Origin of the sequence: Bacillus sp. FSL L8-0199 (assembly GCF_038005705.1) — a bacterium.
Classification (GTDB): Bacteria; Bacillota; Bacilli; order Bacillales; family Bacillaceae_G; genus Bacillus_A; species Bacillus_A cereus.
In genome coordinates, this window is record NZ_JBBOTS010000001.1 from 1,777,542 (window position 1) to 1,796,775 (window position 19,234).

The window sequence follows — 19,234 nt, forward strand, 5'->3', positions numbered from 1 at the left end:
AATATTTTATAATTTTTGATTAGCTTTCTTATGTCATAGAAAAAGTATTTTTGGCACCAGAAACAAGTCTAGTTTCTTACAGAATGAAACCAAGACAATTGTTTAACATATGTATCGCTATAACATATGCAATGGATCTTTTAGAAATAAGATAAGCCGCAGTAAGTATCAACGATCCAGGTAAATAAATAGCAATATCCGAAAGTTGGTTCGTATGAAGAAGTGTAAAAATCATAATCGAAATGATAGATGCAATAGCGGTACCAATATGGTAAGAAAAACGATTTATTAATATGTGGCGAAACACAATTTCTTCAAGTATTGGACCCAGAATACCAAATACAAGCAATGTAAATACAAGAGGTACCTCTGCACCCGTTTCAAGGAGCTGCTCTTGGTTCTCTGGTTGACCAGTTGCTAGAAAATACATAACACACTGTTCCACAATTAACGTAAATAAAACTACCATAGGAATACTTACTATTTTCAAAATTGTCTTCTCTTTAAAATAAGTAAAACTTTCAATAATTTCTTTCCTAAAGCAAATGATTCCTACAATAGCAGGTACAGTAAAACCGATGGCACTCAGAACAAATTCTGATTCAACTAAATTGACATTAGCTAAAAGTGATATGCCAAATAGTATGTACAAGCCAATTTGAAATGGTACAAACAGTGTAAAGATTATTAGCATAATGATTTCTTTTTTATTCATTTTTATAAAGTTCACTGTATTGCCCCCATAATTAAATTACCTATAATTTTTGATTTTTCTTTCTGCATAACGCTCTCCTTCTAAATATATTTATATAGGATTCTAAACCGGACGGTTCGGTCCGAATCGAAATCTAATGATACTACAAGTTTCTAGTTTTTTAAACCCTTTTTATAAAGTATTAACAAAATCAAAATGGAAAAAAGCAAATATATTTATATTTCAGTTGCTTTGTTACAATTTAATTCCAGTAATCATTAATGGTTAATCTTTTATAGAATGAAGTGAAAGTGGGAGTAGTTCAAACACTTTAGCTAAACATATTGATAAAAATTATATATAATAATCATATGTCTATACGTTAAAATTAACTATATATTTTTACACCTCTACGATTTTAGATGAAATTAGTTGTATAATATGACTGAATTAAACAATTGGTCATGTTGTTTTGACAGAAAATTCACTTAAGTTATGTAGGTAATACAATTTGATTAACTTCTTTTCAAACTGTATTGTTTGAGGTTTCCATAAGATAGGGATTGATAAGATATTTCTGTTCCAAACTTATTTATACTTACAAAAAAATTAAGAAAATAGAGGGTAAACATTACCTAGAATATTAGGATCGTTTTCATTAGGAGGATTACAAAGCATGACTAAAGTTGATAAGGTTAAAGAAAAAATTATTGAAACATCTTTATATTTATTTAATACTAATGGGATAACTCGCACATCCATCCAGGATATAATGACAGCTACTGAACTACCTAAAGGATCTATTTATCGTAGATTCAAAAGTAAAGAAGAAATTGTCCTTGCTGCCTACGACAAAAGTGGTGAGATTATGTGGAGTCATTTTCATAAAGCAATGGAAAATAAAAAGACAGCAATTGATAAAATCCTTGCAATTTTCCTTGTATATCAAGATGCAGCTAATAATCCTCCTATTGCTGGAGGCTGTCCATTACTTAATAGTGCCATTGAAAGTACTGGAGTATTTCCAGAATTACAAAAAGCAGCAGCAAAAGGTTATGATGATACAGTAATGTTAATGGCTTCTCTCATAAAAGAAGGAATAGAGAAACAAGAATTTAAAGAAGATATAGAGGTTATATCACTCGCTTCCTTTCTTGCCTCTTCAATGGAGGGGGCTATTATGGCAAGTCGAGTATCTAACGATAATATACACCATCATTATTTTATTGAACAAATAAAACATCATCTTTTCACTTATTCTAAATAAGTGAGAACTTGCATTGTTTCCATCCAATTTTTATAAAATTAAATTGAATAAATACCCCTTATAAATAGTATCTTCTGTTTATAAGGGGTATTTGAATAGTTTTTAGATGATGTTTCATGTTTCTTATTGAACGGCTTTGTTATCGTTACTACAGAAAAAATGTGAATTAAATGTTAATCGATTTACATGTTTCAAGCGTATCTATATTGAGTTTGTAAATCTACACAATAAGTTTTCATTATATATTAAGTGTAGTAGAAGTTCAGATAGATAAAATTCGGTAGTCGAATTTTTTTGCATAAAGCTGTATAATGCTTGTAACGAAAGGGAAATACAGGAAGGGATTTGTAATGAGTTACTATGGAAAAAGATAAACAACAATTAAGCGTTGAAGTTGCAAGATTATATTATCAATCAGATTATAGTCAGCAAGAAATTGCTAACAAATTAAATATTTCAAGACCAACAATTTCTAGATTGTTAAAGTATGCGAAAGAAAAAGGGTTTGTTCAAATTAGCATCGCTGATCCATTTGCGGATTTAGATAACGTTGGGAATTTACTGAAAGAAAAATACAACTTGTTAGAGGCACATGTTGTATTTTCTCCAGTACCGGAATATGCAACGATTACAGAGTATATAAGTAAATATGCAGCTGAGTATATGGAAAAGACAGTTAAAAACGGTGATATTGTTGGTGTAAGCTGGGGAATGACGATGTATGAAATCGCTAGAAAAATCGTACCGCAACATGTAAAAGGGGTAGAGGTTGTCCAGCTAAAAGGTGGTATTAGTCATTCAAGTGTAAATACATATGCGAATGAAACGATAGCTTTATTTGCAGATGCTTTTCAAACGACGCCAAGAAATCTACCTCTTCCAGTTATATTTGATAATGCAGTGACAAAAGAATTAGTAGAGCAGGATCGACATATTCATCATATTATCGAAATGGGGAAGCAAGCGAATATTGCAATTTTCACTGTAGGAACAGTGCGAGACGAAGCGCTATTATTCCGATTAGGTTATTTCGATAAGGGTGAAACGAGTTTACTCAAAAAACAATCGGTCGGTGACATTTGTTCACGATTCTTTGATGGGGACGGAAATATTAGTAGTGAAGAAATTAATAAGCGGACCATTGGAATTGAGTTAGAAGAACTGAAATTAAAGAAACGTTCTATTTTAGTTGCAGGTGGTAATAGAAAAATCAAAGCAATTGATGGTGCGTTACGTGGCGGGTATGCAAATGTATTAATTATCGATCAGCATACAGCAAAAGAATTGTTACATTATCAAAAAGATTAGAAATAAAAGGCGTTCTCAAGATGTTAATTTTGAGAACGCCTTTTATTTTGTTATGTATGAATGATAGGAGTTTTTTGAACACAAGTTGCCTTTTTAAAAATAATTATGGATATGGAGATACATACTACCATTGTTAACATAAAAATTTTGATTATATATTTGAAATGTTCTTTGTTAGAATGCGCTTTATTTACTACAAGAAAATTCCTTTTTAAAAATAATGAACAAAATTTCAAAAGTGTATTTACATTTGTTCAACTAAGAGTTAGAATGAAGTTGTTAAAAGATATGAGGAGTGAAGATAATGAACATTGCAAAGTTAATTGACCATACAATTTTAAAAGCTAATACTACTAAAGAAGATGTTATGAAAGTAATTGAAGAAGCAAAGGAATATAAATTCGCTTCTGTTTGTATTAACCCAACATGGGTAAAATTAGCGGCTGATGAACTAGCTGGACATGATGTAGACGTTTGTACTGTAATCGGTTTCCCATTAGGAGCAAGCACTACTGAAACAAAAGCATTTGAAACAAAAGATGCTATCGCAAAAGGTGCAACTGAAGTTGATATGGTAATCAACGTAGGCGCTTTAAAAGATGGCGACAACGAACTTGTTGAAAAAGATATTTATGAAGTAGTACAAGCAGCAAAAGGAAAAGCTCTTGTAAAAGTAATCATTGAAACTTGCCTATTAACAGATGAAGAAAAAGTACGCGCTTGTGAATTATCAGTAAAAGCTGGTGCTGACTTCGTAAAAACTTCAACTGGATTCTCAACTGGCGGAGCAACTGCTGAAGATATCGCATTAATGCGTAAAACAGTAGGACCAAACGTTGGTGTAAAAGCATCTGGTGGCGTTCGTACACGTGAAGATGCAGACAAAATGGTAGCTGCTGGAGCTTCTCGCGTTGGAGCAAGTGCTAGTGTTGCAATCGTATTAAATGATGCAAAAGGTGCTACAGATAACTACTAATCATTAATGAAGTCAAAAGCGATAGATACACAAAGTAAAGTGTATCTATTGCTTTAATAATTGAAAAAAATGTAAGCGGATACGAATGGGAGGAGACGGCTTATGAAATACTTAATCGGTGTTTTAGGCCTCGTATTGATTTTAGGTATCGCTTGGCTTGCTAGTAATGATAGAAAAAAAGTCAAATATCGCCCAATCATAACGATGGTTATATTACAATTCATTTTGGGATTTTTATTATTAAATACAAGTGTAGGGAATATATTAATTAGCGGAATAGCAGATGGTTTTGGAGAGTTATTAAAATATGCTGCTGACGGTGTGAATTTTGTATTTGGTGGACTAGTAAATCAAAAAGAGTTTTCGTTCTTTTTAAGTGTATTAATGCCAATCGTATTTATATCAGCCTTAATAGGTATTTTGCAACATATTAAAGTATTACCTATTATTGTGAAATCTATCGGTCTAGCATTAAGTAAAGTAAATGGAATGGGGAAACTAGAATCATATAATGCTGTTGCTTCTGCGATTTTAGGACAATCTGAAGTATTTATATCAGTTAAGAAACAACTAGGGTTATTGCCAGAGAAAAGAATGTATACATTATGTGCATCAGCAATGTCTACAGTTTCTATGTCTATCGTTGGATCATATATGGTGTTATTAAAACCACAATATGTTGTAACCGCTTTAGTGCTTAACTTATTCGGTGGCTTCATCATCGCTTCTATCATTAACCCGTATGAAGTTACTGAGGAAGAAGATATGTTAGAAGTACAAGAAGAAGAGAAAAAGACCTTCTTTGAAGTATTAGGGGAATATATTATTGATGGATTTAAAGTTGCGATTACAGTAGCAGCTATGTTAGTCGGTTTCGTTGCTCTTATCGCATTCATTAATGCAGTATTTAAAGGTGTAATCGGTATTTCATTCCAAGAAATTCTTGGTTATGCATTTGCACCATTTGCATTTATTATGGGTGTACCTTGGCATGAAGCAGTTAATGCCGGAAATATTATGGCAACAAAATTAGTATCGAATGAATTTGTCGCTATGACAGATTTAGCACAAGGAAACTTTAATTTCTCAGATAGAACGACAGCGATTATATCTGTATTCTTAGTTTCATTTGCAAACTTCTCTTCAATTGGGATTATTGCAGGGGCGGTTAAGAGCTTAAATGAAAAGCAAGGGAATGTAGTCGCAAGATTTGGTTTGAAATTACTATTCGGTGCAACATTAGTAAGTTTCTTATCAGCAACAATCGTTGGCTTATTATTTTAATAGATTCGTATCATATAAAAAGGAATGGTGATTGTAATGAGAATGGTAGATATTATTGCAAAAAAACGTGACGGCAAAGAATTAACGACTGAAGAAATCAAATTCTTTATTAATGGATATACAGACGGAAGTATTCCTGATTATCAAGTGAGTGCGCTTGCAATGGCAATCTTCTTTAAAGATATGACAGATCGCGAACGTGCAGATTTAACAATGGCGATGGTTGAGTCTGGAGAAACGATCGACTTATCAGCAATTGAAGGAATTAAAGTAGACAAACATTCAACTGGCGGTGTTGGTGATACAACAACTTTAGTATTAGGACCATTAGTTGCTGCTTTAGATGTACCAGTAGCAAAAATGTCTGGTCGTGGTTTAGGACATACAGGCGGAACAATTGATAAATTAGAAGCGGTAGAAGGATTCCACGTTGAAATTACAAAAGAACAATTTATTGATATTGTAAACCGTGACAAAGTAGCTGTTATTGGACAAACAGGAAACTTAACACCTGCAGATAAAAAGATTTATGCATTGCGCGACGTAACAGGAACTGTTAACTCAATTCCTTTAATCGCAAGTTCAATTATGAGTAAAAAAATTGCAGCTGGTGCTGACGCAATCGTACTTGATGTAAAAACAGGTGCTGGTGCATTTATGAAAACAGAAGAAGATGCAAAAGAATTAGCACATGCAATGGTACGTATCGGAAATAATGTAGGACGTCAAACTATGGCTGTTATTTCGGACATGTCACAACCGCTTGGTTTTGCGATTGGTAACGCTCTAGAAGTAAAAGAAGCGATTGATACGTTAAAAGGTGAAGGTCCAGAAGATTTAACAGAATTAGTACTTGTATTAGGTAGCCAAATGGTCGTACTTGCGAAAAAAGCAAATACGTTAGAAGAAGCTCGTGAAATGCTAATTGAAGTGATGAAAAACGGAAAAGCAACTGAGAAATTTAAAGAGTTCTTAAGCAATCAAGGCGGAGATAGCTCAATTGTAGACAATCCAGAAAAAATGCCACAAGCTAAGTATGTAATTGATGTACCTGCAAAAACTTCAGGTGTTATTTCTAACATTGTTGCAGATGAGATTGGTATTGCAGCTATGTTACTTGGTGCAGGTCGTGCAACGAAGGAAGATGAAATCGATTTAGCAGTAGGATTAATGTTACGTAAAAAAGTTGGCGATGCAGTAAAAGAAGGCGAGCCATTCGTAACAATCTACGCAAATCGTGAAAATGTAGAAGATGTAAAAGCAAAAATTTATGAGAACATCTCTATCGCTGAAACAGCAATGGCTCCTAAATTAGTTCATACAGTTATTACTGACTAATCATCATTTCATTTACTTTGAGGGGGAAATAATATGGATAAGAAAAAATATATTGAAGAAGCAAACAAGATGTTATCGAAAGCGTATATTCCGTATTCTAAATTTCCTGTTGGCGCAGCGTTAGTTACGAAAGAAGGGAAAATCTATACTGGTTGTAATATAGAAAATGCTTCTTACGGTTTATGTAACTGTGCAGAAAGAACAGCAATATTTAAAGCAGTATCAGAAGGTGAGCGCGATTTTAGTTACTTAGTTATTACAGGAGAAACTGATGGACCGATTTCACCATGTGGTGCGTGTAGACAAGTAATTGCTGAATTCTGTGATCCGAAAATGCCTGTATTATTAACGAATGTAAAAGGTGATGAAAAAGAAGTGACTGTTGAGCAATTACTTCCAGGTGCTTTCACAATAGACGATTTAAAATAAGTTAAAAAGCCATTCTGCAATTATTAATTGCAGAATGGCTTTTTTGTTCATATTCCGTTCATAAACTTTGCGTAAAATGATTGCAGCAAATATGGAAAGTTTACAGCAGGAGGAATATAATGAAGAAATCCTATAATGCGGCATGTAGTTACTTATTGGTTTATGATTTTGCTAAAAAAGTCATTTAAATAGATAGGAGTGGAAAGTATGATAGCACTTTTATCAAGTGTCGTAGCAGTTTGTATGGCTGTTGGAGTAATGTTTCTACGTTTTAAAGCAGCGAAAAAGCCGGTAACGAAAAAGAAAATTATATTACCACCAATTTTTATGAGTACAGGCGCGATGATGTACTTTTTACCAGAGTTTCGATTAACATCGTTAGAAATAGTCGAGGCAATTAGTATAGGGCTTATTTTCTCTATTTTTCTTATTAAAACAACTAAGTTCGAAATAAAAGGCGAACATATATTTATGAAACCGTCAAAAGCATTCATATTTATTTTAGTAGGCTTATTAGCTGTACGCGTGGCATTAAAGTCATATTTAAGCCAATCAATTGATTTGGCAGAGTTAAGCGGAATGTTTTTCTTACTTGCATTTGCGATGATTGTGTCGTGGAGAATTGCGATGTATCGCTCGTTTACTAAATTAGAAAAGGCAATAAACAGAGCGGGAATTTCTATATAGGAAATCCAGCTCTGTTTATGTTTTATTGAAATTCTTTAGCGCGGAACTCATTTGCTTAATTTTAAACGTATTTGAGCATCTTGTAATGCAACTGGTGTAACGTTAAGACCATTAGGATCAACAATTTTTGTATTTAATAAAATGGAATCTAGGCTTCCACGAAATGTTTCTGTATAGTTTTGACGCAACATTTGTTGTTCTTGTTTTTCATCAACTGTTAATCCAGACGTTCTTTCTTTTTTTGATAATTCATTAATACGGAATAAAATGTTTTGCATTTTGTTCACCTCTTATTTAAATTCAAATTAGTAACTTACTAATTTATAGTTATTTTAACTTGTTTAGTTGTCTGTGTCAATACTATCTAAAATTTAGTTAAAAATTGACGAAAAATTATAACAATAATAGAATGAAGTGTATTGAATAATTAGTTTCACAATTATACATAAAACGCTAGGGGGATTATTATGAAATCAACATTTTTTGCTCAAAATAGAGAACGATTAGCAAACACATTACCAGAGGGATCTATTACGATTTTATTTGCGGGACAAGCACCGCATATGTCAGCTGATGCACATTATAAATTTGTACCGAATCGTAATTTTTACTACTTAACGGGAATCGATGAACCAAATGTTATTTTTATGCTGAAAAAGGTTGGGAATAGTGTAGAAGAGACACTTTTCATTGAAAAGTCAGATCCAGTAATGGAAAAATGGGTTGGGAAAACAGTTTCTAGCGAAGAAGCAGAGGGAATTTCAGGTATAAAGAAAGTTGTATATTTAGATAGCTTTGAAAAGACAATGTCAAATATACTCTTTACAGAAAATGCGAAGCATTTATATTTAGATATAGAAAGTCGTGAGTGGAATGGTACGGAGACAAAAACATTAGCATTTGCTAAACATGTAAGAGAAAAATACCCACACGTAACAATTGGTAATGTATATCCGAACATTTGTGAATTACGAGTATTTAAAACAGAAGAAGAAATTGAAATTATTAAAGAAGCGATTGCTATAACGAAAGACGGTATTTACAACGTACTTAAGCATGCAAAAGCAGGCATGATGGAGTATGAATTAGAAGCCCAATTTGATTTTACACTGAAATCATCTGGCATTAAGTACCATGCGTTCAATACAATTTTGGCGAGTGGAAAAAATGCTACAGTTCTTCATTATGAAGATAATGATGCACAAATTCAAAATGGTGACTTAGTATTACTAGATTTAGGTGCTCAAAAAGACTACTATAACGCTGATATTAGTTATACATTCCCGGCAAATGGAACATTCTCTAGTCGCCAAAAACAAATTTATAATATTGTATTAAAAGCATTAAAAGAAACAACAGAGATTATTAAGCCAGGATTAAAGTTCGCTACATTAAATGAGCATACAAAAAAGGTACTGGCAGAAGAGTGTAAAGCAATTGGCTTAATTCAAGAAGATGAAGAGTTATCAAAATACTATTATCATGGTGTCAGCCATTTCCTTGGTTTAGATACACATGATGTAGGAACATATAAAGATAGAGTGTTAGAAGAAGGTATGGTTATAACAATTGAACCTGGTCTTTATATTGAAGGAGAATCAATTGGAATTCGTATTGAAGATGACATTCTTGTAACGAAAGACGGGTATGAAAACTTGTCAAAAGATATCATTAGGGAAGTTGAAGAAATTGAAGAATTTATGAGTGTAAATAATGAACATGTAAAAGGAAACCAAGCTGTAGTTAAATAATAAAAGAGTCATCACTAATTTATTTGAACTTTATCTCGAATCGTGGACAATTAAAAAATCCATGATTCGGGATAGGGTTCTTTTCTTCGAAATACTAATCTTTAATTATTAATCCTAATAAAGTAGCAAACTGAACAGCTTGATATGTCGATACTTTACATCCTCTTAAATCGTTCACTGAAACTGTAAGTGTATCAAAGGTAGAAGAACTAATATCTATCCCCTTCAGTGATGTCTGATCAAAATTAGCTTCATCAAGACTACATAATTGGAATTCAACTTTTTTAAGTTTACAGTCAAAAAAATCTGCATTATTTAATGAAATTTCATTGAAGATGATTTTTTCTAGTTTAGAATTTCCAAATGCCGCTAAATTCAAAATTGAATTCTCAAATTTAACATTTCCTAAGCTAGATCCTGTGAAATTTACTCCGATTAATTTACTGTTTTTAAATTCGACTCTGTGAACAGAAGAATTGCTTAAATTAGCATTTGATAAATCACAGTTTTCAAAACAAACATCTGTAATATCAATATTGCTAAAGTCTGTATTAGTAAACTTACAGTTTTTTATCACCGCATCATATAACCGCACTCTATCTACAGATTCATTTTCGAAAGTGGAGTCTATAATTTCACACACTTCCAATGTTGGATCTTCTTCATAAAAAATATCTTGAAAATTCTTTGAAGATAACTCTGGTGAAATTTTTGGTCTATCAATTTTCATCGTATATCAATCCTCTTCTATTTGATATATTTGTGTAATTTGAGTCCATTGTCTGTGAGGAACATTAGTTCTTATTATACAAAAATCTAAGTTCTTTTGTGAAGAGCATTTTAGCTACATTTTTCTTATTTAATAATAGTAGTGTTATTGTTTCTTAAGAAATAACGTCAAAACAAATACGAGAACGGCTAATATAGTCGCTACAAGGAAAGCATTTTGTATTACTAAAATATTCGTCTCTTGTAATGTCTCCGCTTTTAGTAATTTTCCAATTAGCTTACGTAAGATCTAATTACATCTCCTTATTTTCTTGAAAATCAACTTCTATAATGATTTTGAAAAAGAAAAAGGAGGGATTTTCCATGAAGCGATTTGTATTAGCAGCCGTTACAGTCTCTGTAATATTTTTAATTGCTGCATGTTCTTTGGCCACAAATACAACAAATGATCATAAAAATATGAAAGATAAAAAAACAATACAGACTGAAACAGCTACAAAACCATTGAAGGTTGAAAAAGGACCAGAAGTTACTTTAATAGCGAAAGAAGAAAAGCAAAGGTTAAGTAACGGTGTTATTGTTCCAGTCTGGACATTTAATGGCTCATCTCCTGGTCCAGAAATTCGGGTGAAAAAAGGTGAAAAGGTGAAAGTGACATTAAAAAATGAATTATCTGCACCAGTATCTATTCATTGGCATGGATATCCTGTCCCAAATAACATGGATGGAATTCCGGGCGTGACACAAGATGCAGTTGAACCAGGAAAAAGTTTCACTTACGAATTTGAAGCGAACGTACCAGGAACGTACTGGTATCACTCGCATCAAGATTCTGTAAATCAATTAGATAGAGGTTTGTATGGAGCGCTCATTGTAGAGGATACAAAAGAAAAATATGATAAAGATTACACATTAATGTTGGATGAATGGGTTACAGATAAAGAAGAAATGAATAAGCAGTTAAAAGAAATGACAAAAGGGCAAATAGGTAATAAATCTAAAGGTAATGAAAATGAGGAAAAGAATGATGATAAGAACGGCATGGATCATTCTGGTATGGACATGGGCAGTGATCAAAAAGACTCTGGCAATATGGCAGGAATGGACCATGGAAATATGAAGATGGAAGGTCATGATATGAGTATGTATGATTTATTCACAATCAATGGAAAAAGCGGTGATTTAGTAGTGCCATTGAAAGTGAATAAGGGAGATAAAGTTCGTTTTCGACTCGTTAATGCTGGTTATCTATCACATGATATACATGTTCACGGTCATGATATAAAAGTAATTGCGACAGATGGTCAACCAATAAACGATCCAAAAGTTATAAAGGATAAAGTAATTTCAATCGCACCGGGCGAACGTTATGATATTGAATTTACTGCTAATAAAACTGGGAAATGGTATGTTGAAGACCATTCGAAAAATAAAGGTGCAAAAGGAATGAAAGCTGTTATTGAATATGATGGCAGTAAAGAGATGAAAGATAAAGCAGACGAAAAAGAAAAATTACCGAAAGTAGATATAATGAAATATAGTACTAAAAAATTAGGTAGTTTCACGTTAAATCAAGAGTATACTGCCACATATAATATGGACTTAAATACGCAAATGAATGGAAATGAAATGGTATATACAATTAACGGAAAGGTATTTCCGGATATTGACCCAATTCAAGTAAAAAAGGGTGATTTAGTAAAAGTGAAGTTGGTAAATCGTTCTAAAATGGATGATCACCCAATGCATTTACACGGGCACTTCTTTCAGGTGTTGAGTAAAGATGGAAAACCGATAGAAGGTTCTCCAATTGTAAAAGATACATTGAACTTAAAACCAGGAGAAGAATATGAAGTAGCCTTTGTAGCAGACAATCCCGGTGAGTGGATGCTCCACTGTCACGACCTACATCATGCTTCAGCAGGGATGGTAACGGAAGTGAACTATACAGATTATAAATCTGACTATGTTCCAAACCAAAATATTCCTAATAAGCCAGAATAATAGGAAGCAGTTATCCTATGGATAGCTGCTTATTCATTTTTGTTGCAAGTACTAATGTATATGTTGATTATGCCCAGGTGAAGGTGCAGGAGTATGATCTGGGAATGTCGCGAATACGGCAACGATAATTACTACACTAATTGAAAGGAATAACAAAAAACGCTGTTGGATAAAAGTAGAAAAGTTCTCCGATAACAATTGAATCACACAGGACATAGTAATCGTTATAGTAAGTAAAAGGCTAATGAACAATATACTATGAGCTTGTTGAGCGTTTAACATTTCTGTAATCATTGCTCCCATCATACTTGCCATTAATCCAGAGAACATTCCTTCTAAAGCAGTATATAGGTGAAAACGTAGACCCACTAAAAAACCGATAAAACCACTAATTAAAATAGCAAGTAAAGTAGAATATAGTAATTCCCCCTTAAAGAGAATGAATGCCTAAGTAAAAACCAATACTTAAACCGATACTCATACTAAAAGACATAATAAATACCATATACTCCATTAGGGTACCCTTACGTTTAGAAATATTGGATGCAATAAGAATTGAGGTACAGCAAAGTGTTAGGGCAGTTAACGTATAAGCAAACATTATGATACCTCCTTGTCCTATCGTTCATTTCATCATATGTGTACTTATGATAATTTATATCTGCACAATTTCATAGATGTAAGCAAAGGAACGCTTGATTTTTTAGGGCGTCTTTTTTAATTGTAAGCATGTGAAAGAAATTTTTATATTATGAGTTTCTATTGTGAAGCCATAAAGAATAAGCGTATAATATTATAGGTCTCCCATTTGCGAGACAAACCGCGAATGATAAATAAGATTGTTGTTTTATCATCGCTTCTAAACATATAGACAATGAAAGTAACACTGGAATACAGATAGGGAGTTATAAAATGAAATTAATTATTGCCGAGAAACCAGATCAAGGGTTGGCTCTTGTTTCACAGTTTAAATATCGCCGGAAAGATGGATATTTAGAGGTAGAAGCGAATGAGTTATTTCCAAATGGAGCGTACTGTACATGGGCAATTGGTCATTTGACGCAGTTATGTAATCCAGAGCATTATCACGCAGAGTGGAAAAAATGGTCACTTAATACATTACCGATGATTCCAGAGCGTTTTCAATTTGAAGTAACAAAGTCAAAGTATAAGCAATTTAACGTTGTGAAACAGCTGTTACATAATCCACAGGTAACAGAAATTATTCACGCAGGCGATGCTGGGCGTGAAGGGGAACTAATCGTACGAAATATTATTAATCTTTGTAACGTGCAAAAGCCGATGAAGCGTCTATGGATTTCGTCTTTAACGAAGCAAGCTATTTATCAAGGGTTTAAAAATTTACTTGACGAATCAGATACAATTAATACGTATTACGAAGCATACACAAGATCTTGTGCTGACTGGGTTGTTGGTATGAATGCATCACGTGTGTTTAGTATTTTGCTAAAGAAAAAAGGAATGAATGATGTATTTTCTGCTGGTCGTGTCCAAACACCAACGTTAGCATTGATTGTAAAGCGTGAGAAAGAAATTGAAAACTTTAAGTCAGAGCCTTTCTGGGAAGTGTTTGCAACCTTTAATATAGAAGGAAAGAAATATGACGGGAAATGGGAGAAGGATAATGAATCCCGCTTAAAAGACCCTGATATGGCGAATAAAATTGCGGCATTTTGCCAAGGGAAACCGGCTGTTGTGAAGGAAATGAAAACGGAGCGTAAAGAGTTTCAGCCGCCGCTTTTATTCAACTTATCATCACTGCAAGCAACGGCAAATAAAGCCTTTAAGTTTTCACCGAAAAAGACGCTTGATATAACGCAAGCACTCTATCAAAAAGGGATTGTTTCTTATCCACGTTCAGATTCTAACTATGTTACTCAAGGAGAAGCAGCGACGTTCCCTGATATTTTACAGAAGTTAAGTCAGTTTGATGAATATAAAGGTTTATTACCGGCTCCGGTTGAATCCATTATGAACAATAAGCGTTATGTAAATGAAAAGAAAGTAACAGATCACTACGCGATTATTCCGACAGAGCAAGTTACAAACCCAAGCAGACTATCAGGTGATGAAAAGAAAATATACGATATGATCGTAAGAAGGCTTATTGCAGCTCATTATGAAGTTGCAATCTTTGACTATACAACGATTGTAACGCTTGTAGATGAACGTGCTGAATTCATTTCAAAAGGAAAACAGCAAATTCAAGAAGGTTGGCGTAAAGTTATTTTCCAAGACGATAAAGATGACGAAACCATTCTTCCAATTGTAGCTGAAGGTGAAGAAGGAAAAGTTGTAAAGGTGAAAGTGAAAGAAGGAAAAACACAGCCACCGAAGCGTTATACAGAAGGACAACTTATTACGTTAATGAAAACAGCTGGTAAGTATTTAGAGAATGAAGAGCTAGAGAAGGTATTGAAGAAAACAGAAGGTTTAGGTACGGAAGCGACCCGCGCAGGGATTATTACGATGCTGAAAGACCGTAAATATATAGATGTAAAGAAAAACCAAGTGTATGCGACTGATAAAGGAAAAGTATTAATTACCGCAATTGGTGACAAAATACTAGCTTCACCGGAAATGACTGCGAAATGGGAACAACGTCTTGCGGAAATTGGTGAAGGTACAGCTTCACCAGCAACTTTTATGGAACAGACGAAAAAGCTATCAGCTAAAATTATTGAAGACGCAGTGGAAATGTCTGAGAAGTGGGATTTCACGGGACTACATGTTGAATCGATTGAACGAAAAGGATCGAAATTTACAACGGGTAAAAAGGTTGGTAGCTGTAAAAAATGTGATGGCGATGTAATTGATAAGTCAACGTTTTACGGTTGTTCTAACTATAATACAACGCAATGTGATTTCACCATTTCAAAGAAGATATTAAGTAAAACAATTTCGCAAAAGAATATGACAAAGCTCTTAAAAGGTGAAAAGACTGATTTAATTAAAGGCTTTAAAAAGGGCGAGAAAACGTTTGATGCGAAATTAGAGTGGAAAGATAATAAGATTAATTTTGTATTTGAGAATTAATTTGTTAAAAGAGCATGACATAAAATTGTCATGCTCTTTTGTTTTTCTTTGATATAAAATTTAACGATAAAAAAAATCCTTTAAATAATAATTTTTTATTGTAAAACGATAAATTTTGTATTAAAATCAAAATCATAATAAATGAGTGAGGTGCTTTTGTTAAAAGGTAACAACCTTATTTTAAAATTAGAGGAGGTATAACTATGAACAGTAACAATTTGATTGTTAAAAATATGGATAACCCCCATGAGTTGGAGAAGATGTATAGAAAAGATCCGAAAGCTTTTAAAAAAGCATTCTCACAAGCATGGGACCAAAACCCTGATTCTCAAATTCTAGGTGCTTGGTATGAAAGGTTGCATTTCAAGGAGAAAGTAAATAAAGAAAAAACATCTTTGTTTCAAAAAGGTTTCTTATTCATGGGCCTTTTAGCTATTCTGGCCGGCATAAGCACCAGGATCATTTTCCACTTTGTTGAGCAGGAAGCAATTGCTCCAATAAACTTGGCTTTTGGTGTAATTCCCTTTATTGCTGCTTATTTTGTTTACAATAATAAGCCGAAAAAAAGTATTATTTATTCCCTTATAGCGTTATTCCTAGTTTCCGGGGTGTATCTTAATACGTTGCCAATAAATTATAAAGACAGTACCATACTTGCTTATTTACATCTTCCTATATTTTTATGGGTCTTAGTAGGGCTTGCGTTTACAGGAAATGAATATTCAAAAGGCAGTACAAGATTAGCCTATATTAAATTTAATTTAGAATATTGTCTTCTCTACGGGAGCATGGCAGTGAGCGGAATGATACTAGCGGTATTCACCATGCGTTTATTTAGCTTTGTTGACTTAGATATAGGAGAGTTCTATTTTAGTAATGTTGTTTTATTTGGAGCAGCCGCTCTCGCTATTGTGACTGCATACTTAGTATCAATGAATCTTAAGCTTGCTAAAAATATTACACCATACATATCTAAAATTTTTAGTCCTCTCGTCCTGATCACCTTGCTTATCTATCTTATAACGGTAATTTGGGTCGGGAAAAATCCATTCTTGGATCGCAATTTCCTAATGGCCTTCAACGGAATACTGCTTGGTGTATTGGCTGTTACTATATTTTCTATCGTTGAGAGTGACTCGGACGAGAAAAAGAACATTTCAGATTATATAAATTTTTCCTTAATTGTTTTGGCACTTATTATTGATACTGTTGCATTGTCAGCCATCGTATTTAGACTTTCTTCTTACGGGATTACACCTAATAGACTAGCTGTTTTAGGTGTAAACATACTGATCTGGGCAAATCTAATTTGGATTATGTTTTCCTATATGCGTTTCTTGCAAAATAAATCAGGACCAAAAGCTATCCAAGATGCCGTTACGAAGTATTTGCCAATATACGGACTTTGGGCAGCTTTCGTTATATTTACGTTTCCTATCATTTTTAATTAGAAAGGATCTGTTAATGTAACGAAAAGTTAATTCTCTATAACATATAACATTTTTAGAGCCCATCGATTTATAATGGATATTATTACGTTTGTAGTTTCGGTAATTTCATTTGTATTGATAAATAAGAAGTAAGTGTTGTATGTAATCTTTCCATAATAAAAAACGTCCCAAAATGGGACGTTTTTTATTATGCATATTGCCGTTTTTTCTTAATAAGCAACAAGACTTGTGACACACAAGCTAGTACCGGTAACTCAATCAATGGTCCAATAACGAGTGCAAGTGCGATAAGAGGTTCGTCTGGAAAAGCGGTCACAGCGATAGCGAGTGCAACAGGTGAGTTTCTTGCTAACGTTGTTAAGCTTAGACTTACTGTATCTTTGTAAGATAAATGCATCATGCGCCCGATAAATTGTCCTAGTAAAAAATTAATGATGAAGAACAATAGAACAGGAACGAGTAATAATAAAACAACATTCATATTTTGTAGTAAATATTTACCTTGTGATGCAAACATCGCTACTATTGCTAAACTTAAAAATACAATTTGAGCAGAGCTAAAAAACGGAATGAGTTTATTCTCGAGAGGTTCAGCTTTTTTCATTTTATTCATAATGAATTTTGTAGCGTGTGCAAGTATAAATGGTAAGACGATTACGATAACAATACTTTCTACTAAAACAGAAACCGCTACAGTTTTGATGACACCAGCAAATAAAAATAAATAAATGGGAAGGAGCAGTACTTGCAAAATTAAATTTACAGGTAAAATTGCAGTAGAAAGTGCTACATTACCTTTCGCTATTTCAGTAAAGATTAAGTACCAATCTGTACATGGAGTAACCATTAACATTATAAATCCAACCCAAAGTGCTGGATGATCGGAAAGAAATAGTGCCCCTAACCCCCAAGCGAGTAAAGGTGTCCATAAGAAGTTAATAGTAAGACTTGTTCCAGCAAATTTTAAATTGCGAAATCCTTTTTTTATTTCTTTTAATGGGATGCTGAGGAATAATCCATATAGCATGAAGAATAAGAAGGGGACAATAAATTTGTCTGAATACGTATGTATCATATTAAATTGTCCGAGTACGATGCCGCATGTAACAGCAAAAAGAATAATAAAAGTTTGAATCTTTTCTATAGTGCTCATGAATAAATCCTTTCTATATATGAATTTTCCTCTCTAAGTTTATTATACAAGTAATAAAGATGTATTTGGTGTTCAATTGTATCTCGCTTAATATTTTTAAGTCGAGATTTTATTTTTCATTAAAAGTTACTTGACTAAAGTAAGTGGCTATATTACAATCACTTACATAAGGTAATTAAATAACAAAAAGTTGCAATGGCGTAACTTAAGGTATCTATTGGAACTTTTTCTTAGAATAAGAATTTTTATGATGATGAATAATGAATATGAAAAGAAAGATTAGGTGAAGAAAATGGGACTATTTAGCTCATTATTTGGTAAAAAAGAAGAAAATACGACTGTAGAGGGGAATAAAAAAATGTCGAAAGTATTATTTGTAAAAGCAAACGATCGTCCAGCGGAGCAAGCAGTTAGTTCAAAAATGTATGAAACATTTGTAAGTACTTATAAAGAAGCAAATCCAAATACAGAAATTACGGAATTAGATTTATTTGCATTAGATCTTCCTTATTACGGAAATATTGCGATTTCAGGTGGATATAAACGTAGCCAAGGTATGGAGTTAACAGCTGAAGAAGAGAAGGCAGTTGCTACAGTAGATCAATATTTAAATCAATTTTTAGAAGCTGATAAGGTTGTATTTGCATTCCCATTATGGAACTTTACAGTACCAGCACCATTAATCACATATATTTCATACTTATCTCAAGCTGGAAAAACGTTTAAATATACAGCAAATGGCCCAGAAGGTTTAGTTGGTGGTAAGAAAGTCGTTGTGTTAGGTGCTCGTGGTTCAGATTACTCTTCAGAGCAAATGGCTCCTATGGAAATGGCAGTTAATTACGTAACAACTGTACTTGGATTCTGGGGAATTACAAATCCAGAGACAGTTGTAATTGAAGGACACAATCAATATCCAGATCGTTCACAACAAATTGTTGAAGAAGGTCTAGAAAACGTTAAAAAAGTAGCAGCAAAATTTTAATTCATGATAGTAAATGGAAAAACCAACATGGATGACTATGTTGGTTTTTTAGTCTATTTTTCATGTTAAAAAATGTATATTTATAAAATAAAAGAAAAGTTCGAAAATAGTATTGCAAAAT

General features: G+C 33.2%; 16 protein-coding genes and 1 pseudogene. 12 read left to right on the top strand and 5 right to left on the bottom strand.

Annotated elements, in window-relative coordinates:
* Nucleotides 1-76: 76 nt before the first annotated feature.
* Nucleotides 77-730, bottom strand: coding sequence for a CPBP family intramembrane glutamic endopeptidase (locus NST86_RS09280; protein WP_001009301.1), 654 nt, complete (start codon nt 728-730; stop codon nt 77-79).
* A gap of 640 nt (nt 731-1,370) precedes the next feature.
* On the opposite strand from NST86_RS09280, the gene NST86_RS09285 reads away from it, so the two are divergent.
* The 7 genes from NST86_RS09285 to NST86_RS09315 all read left to right on the top strand — a co-directional run bounded on the left by NST86_RS09285 (nt 1,371) and on the right by NST86_RS09315 (nt 7,983).
* Nucleotides 1,371-1,961 carry a TetR/AcrR family transcriptional regulator gene (locus NST86_RS09285; protein WP_000169648.1) on the top strand — a complete coding sequence of 197 codons (591 nt, stop codon included), beginning with the start codon at nt 1,371-1,373 and terminating at the stop codon, nt 1,959-1,961.
* A gap of 360 nt (nt 1,962-2,321) precedes the next feature.
* On the top strand, nt 2,322-3,269 hold the full coding sequence (locus NST86_RS09290; protein ID WP_000409785.1) for a sugar-binding transcriptional regulator: 948 nt from the start codon (nt 2,322-2,324) through the stop codon (nt 3,267-3,269).
* Nucleotides 3,270-3,573: 304 nt separating this feature from the next.
* On the top strand, nt 3,574-4,245 hold the full coding sequence (gene deoC, locus NST86_RS09295; protein ID WP_001017441.1) for a deoxyribose-phosphate aldolase: 672 nt from the start codon (nt 3,574-3,576) through the stop codon (nt 4,243-4,245).
* Between the two features lie 102 nt (nt 4,246-4,347).
* Nucleotides 4,348-5,529, top strand: a complete 1,182-nt coding sequence (locus tag NST86_RS09300; protein WP_044795723.1) for a NupC/NupG family nucleoside CNT transporter — start codon at nt 4,348-4,350, stop codon at nt 5,527-5,529.
* A gap of 36 nt (nt 5,530-5,565) precedes the next feature.
* Nucleotides 5,566-6,867 (top strand): pyrimidine-nucleoside phosphorylase, encoded by a 1,302-nt coding sequence (locus NST86_RS09305; RefSeq protein WP_061664479.1) that lies wholly within the window; start codon nt 5,566-5,568, stop codon nt 6,865-6,867.
* Between the two features lie 33 nt (nt 6,868-6,900).
* A complete protein-coding gene (locus NST86_RS09310; RefSeq protein ID WP_000358533.1) occupies nt 6,901-7,296 on the top strand; it encodes a cytidine deaminase in 396 nt (131 codons plus the stop codon).
* Between the two features lie 207 nt (nt 7,297-7,503).
* On the top strand, nt 7,504-7,983 hold the full coding sequence (locus NST86_RS09315) for a CcdC family protein (RefSeq protein ID WP_016117591.1): 480 nt from the start codon (nt 7,504-7,506) through the stop codon (nt 7,981-7,983).
* A gap of 47 nt (nt 7,984-8,030) precedes the next feature.
* On the opposite strand, the gene NST86_RS09320 is transcribed toward NST86_RS09315, so the two are convergent.
* Nucleotides 8,031-8,261, bottom strand: coding sequence for a DUF896 domain-containing protein (locus tag NST86_RS09320; RefSeq protein WP_001179616.1), 231 nt, complete (start codon nt 8,259-8,261; stop codon nt 8,031-8,033).
* 189 nt (nt 8,262-8,450) lie between these two features.
* Between NST86_RS09320 and NST86_RS09325 the strand changes: the two genes are divergently transcribed.
* Nucleotides 8,451-9,734 (top strand): aminopeptidase P family protein, encoded by a 1,284-nt coding sequence (locus NST86_RS09325; RefSeq protein ID WP_061664478.1) that lies wholly within the window; start codon nt 8,451-8,453, stop codon nt 9,732-9,734.
* A gap of 94 nt (nt 9,735-9,828) precedes the next feature.
* Here NST86_RS09325 and NST86_RS09330 read toward each other — a convergent pair whose 3' ends face one another.
* Entirely contained in the window at nt 9,829-10,464 is a 636-nt protein-coding gene (locus tag NST86_RS09330) for a pentapeptide repeat-containing protein (RefSeq protein WP_061664477.1), read from the bottom strand.
* A 362-nt stretch (nt 10,465-10,826) separates the two neighbouring features.
* On the opposite strand from NST86_RS09330, the gene NST86_RS09335 reads away from it, so the two are divergent.
* Nucleotides 10,827-12,467: a multicopper oxidase family protein gene (locus tag NST86_RS09335; protein ID WP_061664476.1), complete on the top strand. Its 1,641-nt coding sequence runs from the start codon at nt 10,827-10,829 to the stop codon at nt 12,465-12,467.
* Nucleotides 12,468-12,518: 51 nt separating this feature from the next.
* On the opposite strand, the pseudogene NST86_RS09340 reads toward NST86_RS09335, so the two are convergent.
* Nucleotides 12,519-13,068 (bottom strand): annotated as a pseudogene (locus NST86_RS09340) (hypothetical protein).
* A 311-nt stretch (nt 13,069-13,379) separates the two neighbouring features.
* Between NST86_RS09340 and topB the strand changes: the two are divergent.
* Nucleotides 13,380-15,524 carry a DNA topoisomerase III gene (topB, locus tag NST86_RS09345; protein WP_000766771.1) on the top strand — a complete coding sequence of 715 codons (2,145 nt, stop codon included), beginning with the start codon at nt 13,380-13,382 and terminating at the stop codon, nt 15,522-15,524.
* Nucleotides 15,525-15,727: 203 nt separating this feature from the next.
* Nucleotides 15,728-16,975, top strand: a complete 1,248-nt coding sequence (locus NST86_RS09350; protein ID WP_001087658.1) for a DUF4153 domain-containing protein — start codon at nt 15,728-15,730, stop codon at nt 16,973-16,975.
* 187 nt (nt 16,976-17,162) lie between these two features.
* Here the strand turns inward: NST86_RS09350 and NST86_RS09355 are convergent, their stop codons facing one another.
* On the bottom strand, nt 17,163-18,128 hold the full coding sequence (locus NST86_RS09355) for an arsenic resistance protein (protein WP_086424369.1): 966 nt from the start codon (nt 18,126-18,128) through the stop codon (nt 17,163-17,165).
* Between the two features lie 292 nt (nt 18,129-18,420).
* On the opposite strand from NST86_RS09355, the gene NST86_RS09360 reads away from it, so the two are divergent.
* Nucleotides 18,421-19,113: an FMN-dependent NADH-azoreductase gene (locus NST86_RS09360; protein ID WP_000522529.1), complete on the top strand. Its 693-nt coding sequence runs from the start codon at nt 18,421-18,423 to the stop codon at nt 19,111-19,113.
* The last annotated feature ends 121 nt before the right edge of the window (nt 19,114-19,234 follow it).

What these genes read in the sequence shown, in the direction of transcription:
- NST86_RS09290 (WP_000409785.1), top strand. Translation starts at nt 2,322, where the DNA reads ATGGAAAAAGATAAACAACAATTAAGCGTTGAAGTTGCAAGATTATAT.
- NST86_RS09285 (WP_000169648.1), top strand. Translation starts at nt 1,371, where the DNA reads ATGACTAAAGTTGATAAGGTTAAAGAAAAAATTATTGAAACATCTTTA.
- NST86_RS09305 (WP_061664479.1), top strand. Translation starts at nt 5,566, where the DNA reads ATGAGAATGGTAGATATTATTGCAAAAAAACGTGACGGCAAAGAATTA.
- topB (WP_000766771.1), top strand. Translation starts at nt 13,380, where the DNA reads ATGAAATTAATTATTGCCGAGAAACCAGATCAAGGGTTGGCTCTTGTT.
- NST86_RS09335 (WP_061664476.1), top strand. Translation starts at nt 10,827, where the DNA reads ATGAAGCGATTTGTATTAGCAGCCGTTACAGTCTCTGTAATATTTTTA.
- NST86_RS09310 (WP_000358533.1), top strand. Translation starts at nt 6,901, where the DNA reads ATGGATAAGAAAAAATATATTGAAGAAGCAAACAAGATGTTATCGAAA.
- NST86_RS09325 (WP_061664478.1), top strand. Translation starts at nt 8,451, where the DNA reads ATGAAATCAACATTTTTTGCTCAAAATAGAGAACGATTAGCAAACACA.
- NST86_RS09360 (WP_000522529.1), top strand. Translation starts at nt 18,421, where the DNA reads ATGGGACTATTTAGCTCATTATTTGGTAAAAAAGAAGAAAATACGACT.
- NST86_RS09350 (WP_001087658.1), top strand. Translation starts at nt 15,728, where the DNA reads ATGAACAGTAACAATTTGATTGTTAAAAATATGGATAACCCCCATGAG.
- NST86_RS09315 (WP_016117591.1), top strand. Translation starts at nt 7,504, where the DNA reads ATGATAGCACTTTTATCAAGTGTCGTAGCAGTTTGTATGGCTGTTGGA.
- NST86_RS09320 (WP_001179616.1), bottom strand. Translation starts at nt 8,261, where the DNA reads ATGCAAAACATTTTATTCCGTATTAATGAATTATCAAAAAAAGAAAGA.
- deoC (WP_001017441.1), top strand. Translation starts at nt 3,574, where the DNA reads ATGAACATTGCAAAGTTAATTGACCATACAATTTTAAAAGCTAATACT.
- NST86_RS09330 (WP_061664477.1), bottom strand. Translation starts at nt 10,464, where the DNA reads ATGAAAATTGATAGACCAAAAATTTCACCAGAGTTATCTTCAAAGAAT.
- NST86_RS09355 (WP_086424369.1), bottom strand. Translation starts at nt 18,128, where the DNA reads ATGAGCACTATAGAAAAGATTCAAACTTTTATTATTCTTTTTGCTGTT.
- NST86_RS09300 (WP_044795723.1), top strand. Translation starts at nt 4,348, where the DNA reads ATGAAATACTTAATCGGTGTTTTAGGCCTCGTATTGATTTTAGGTATC.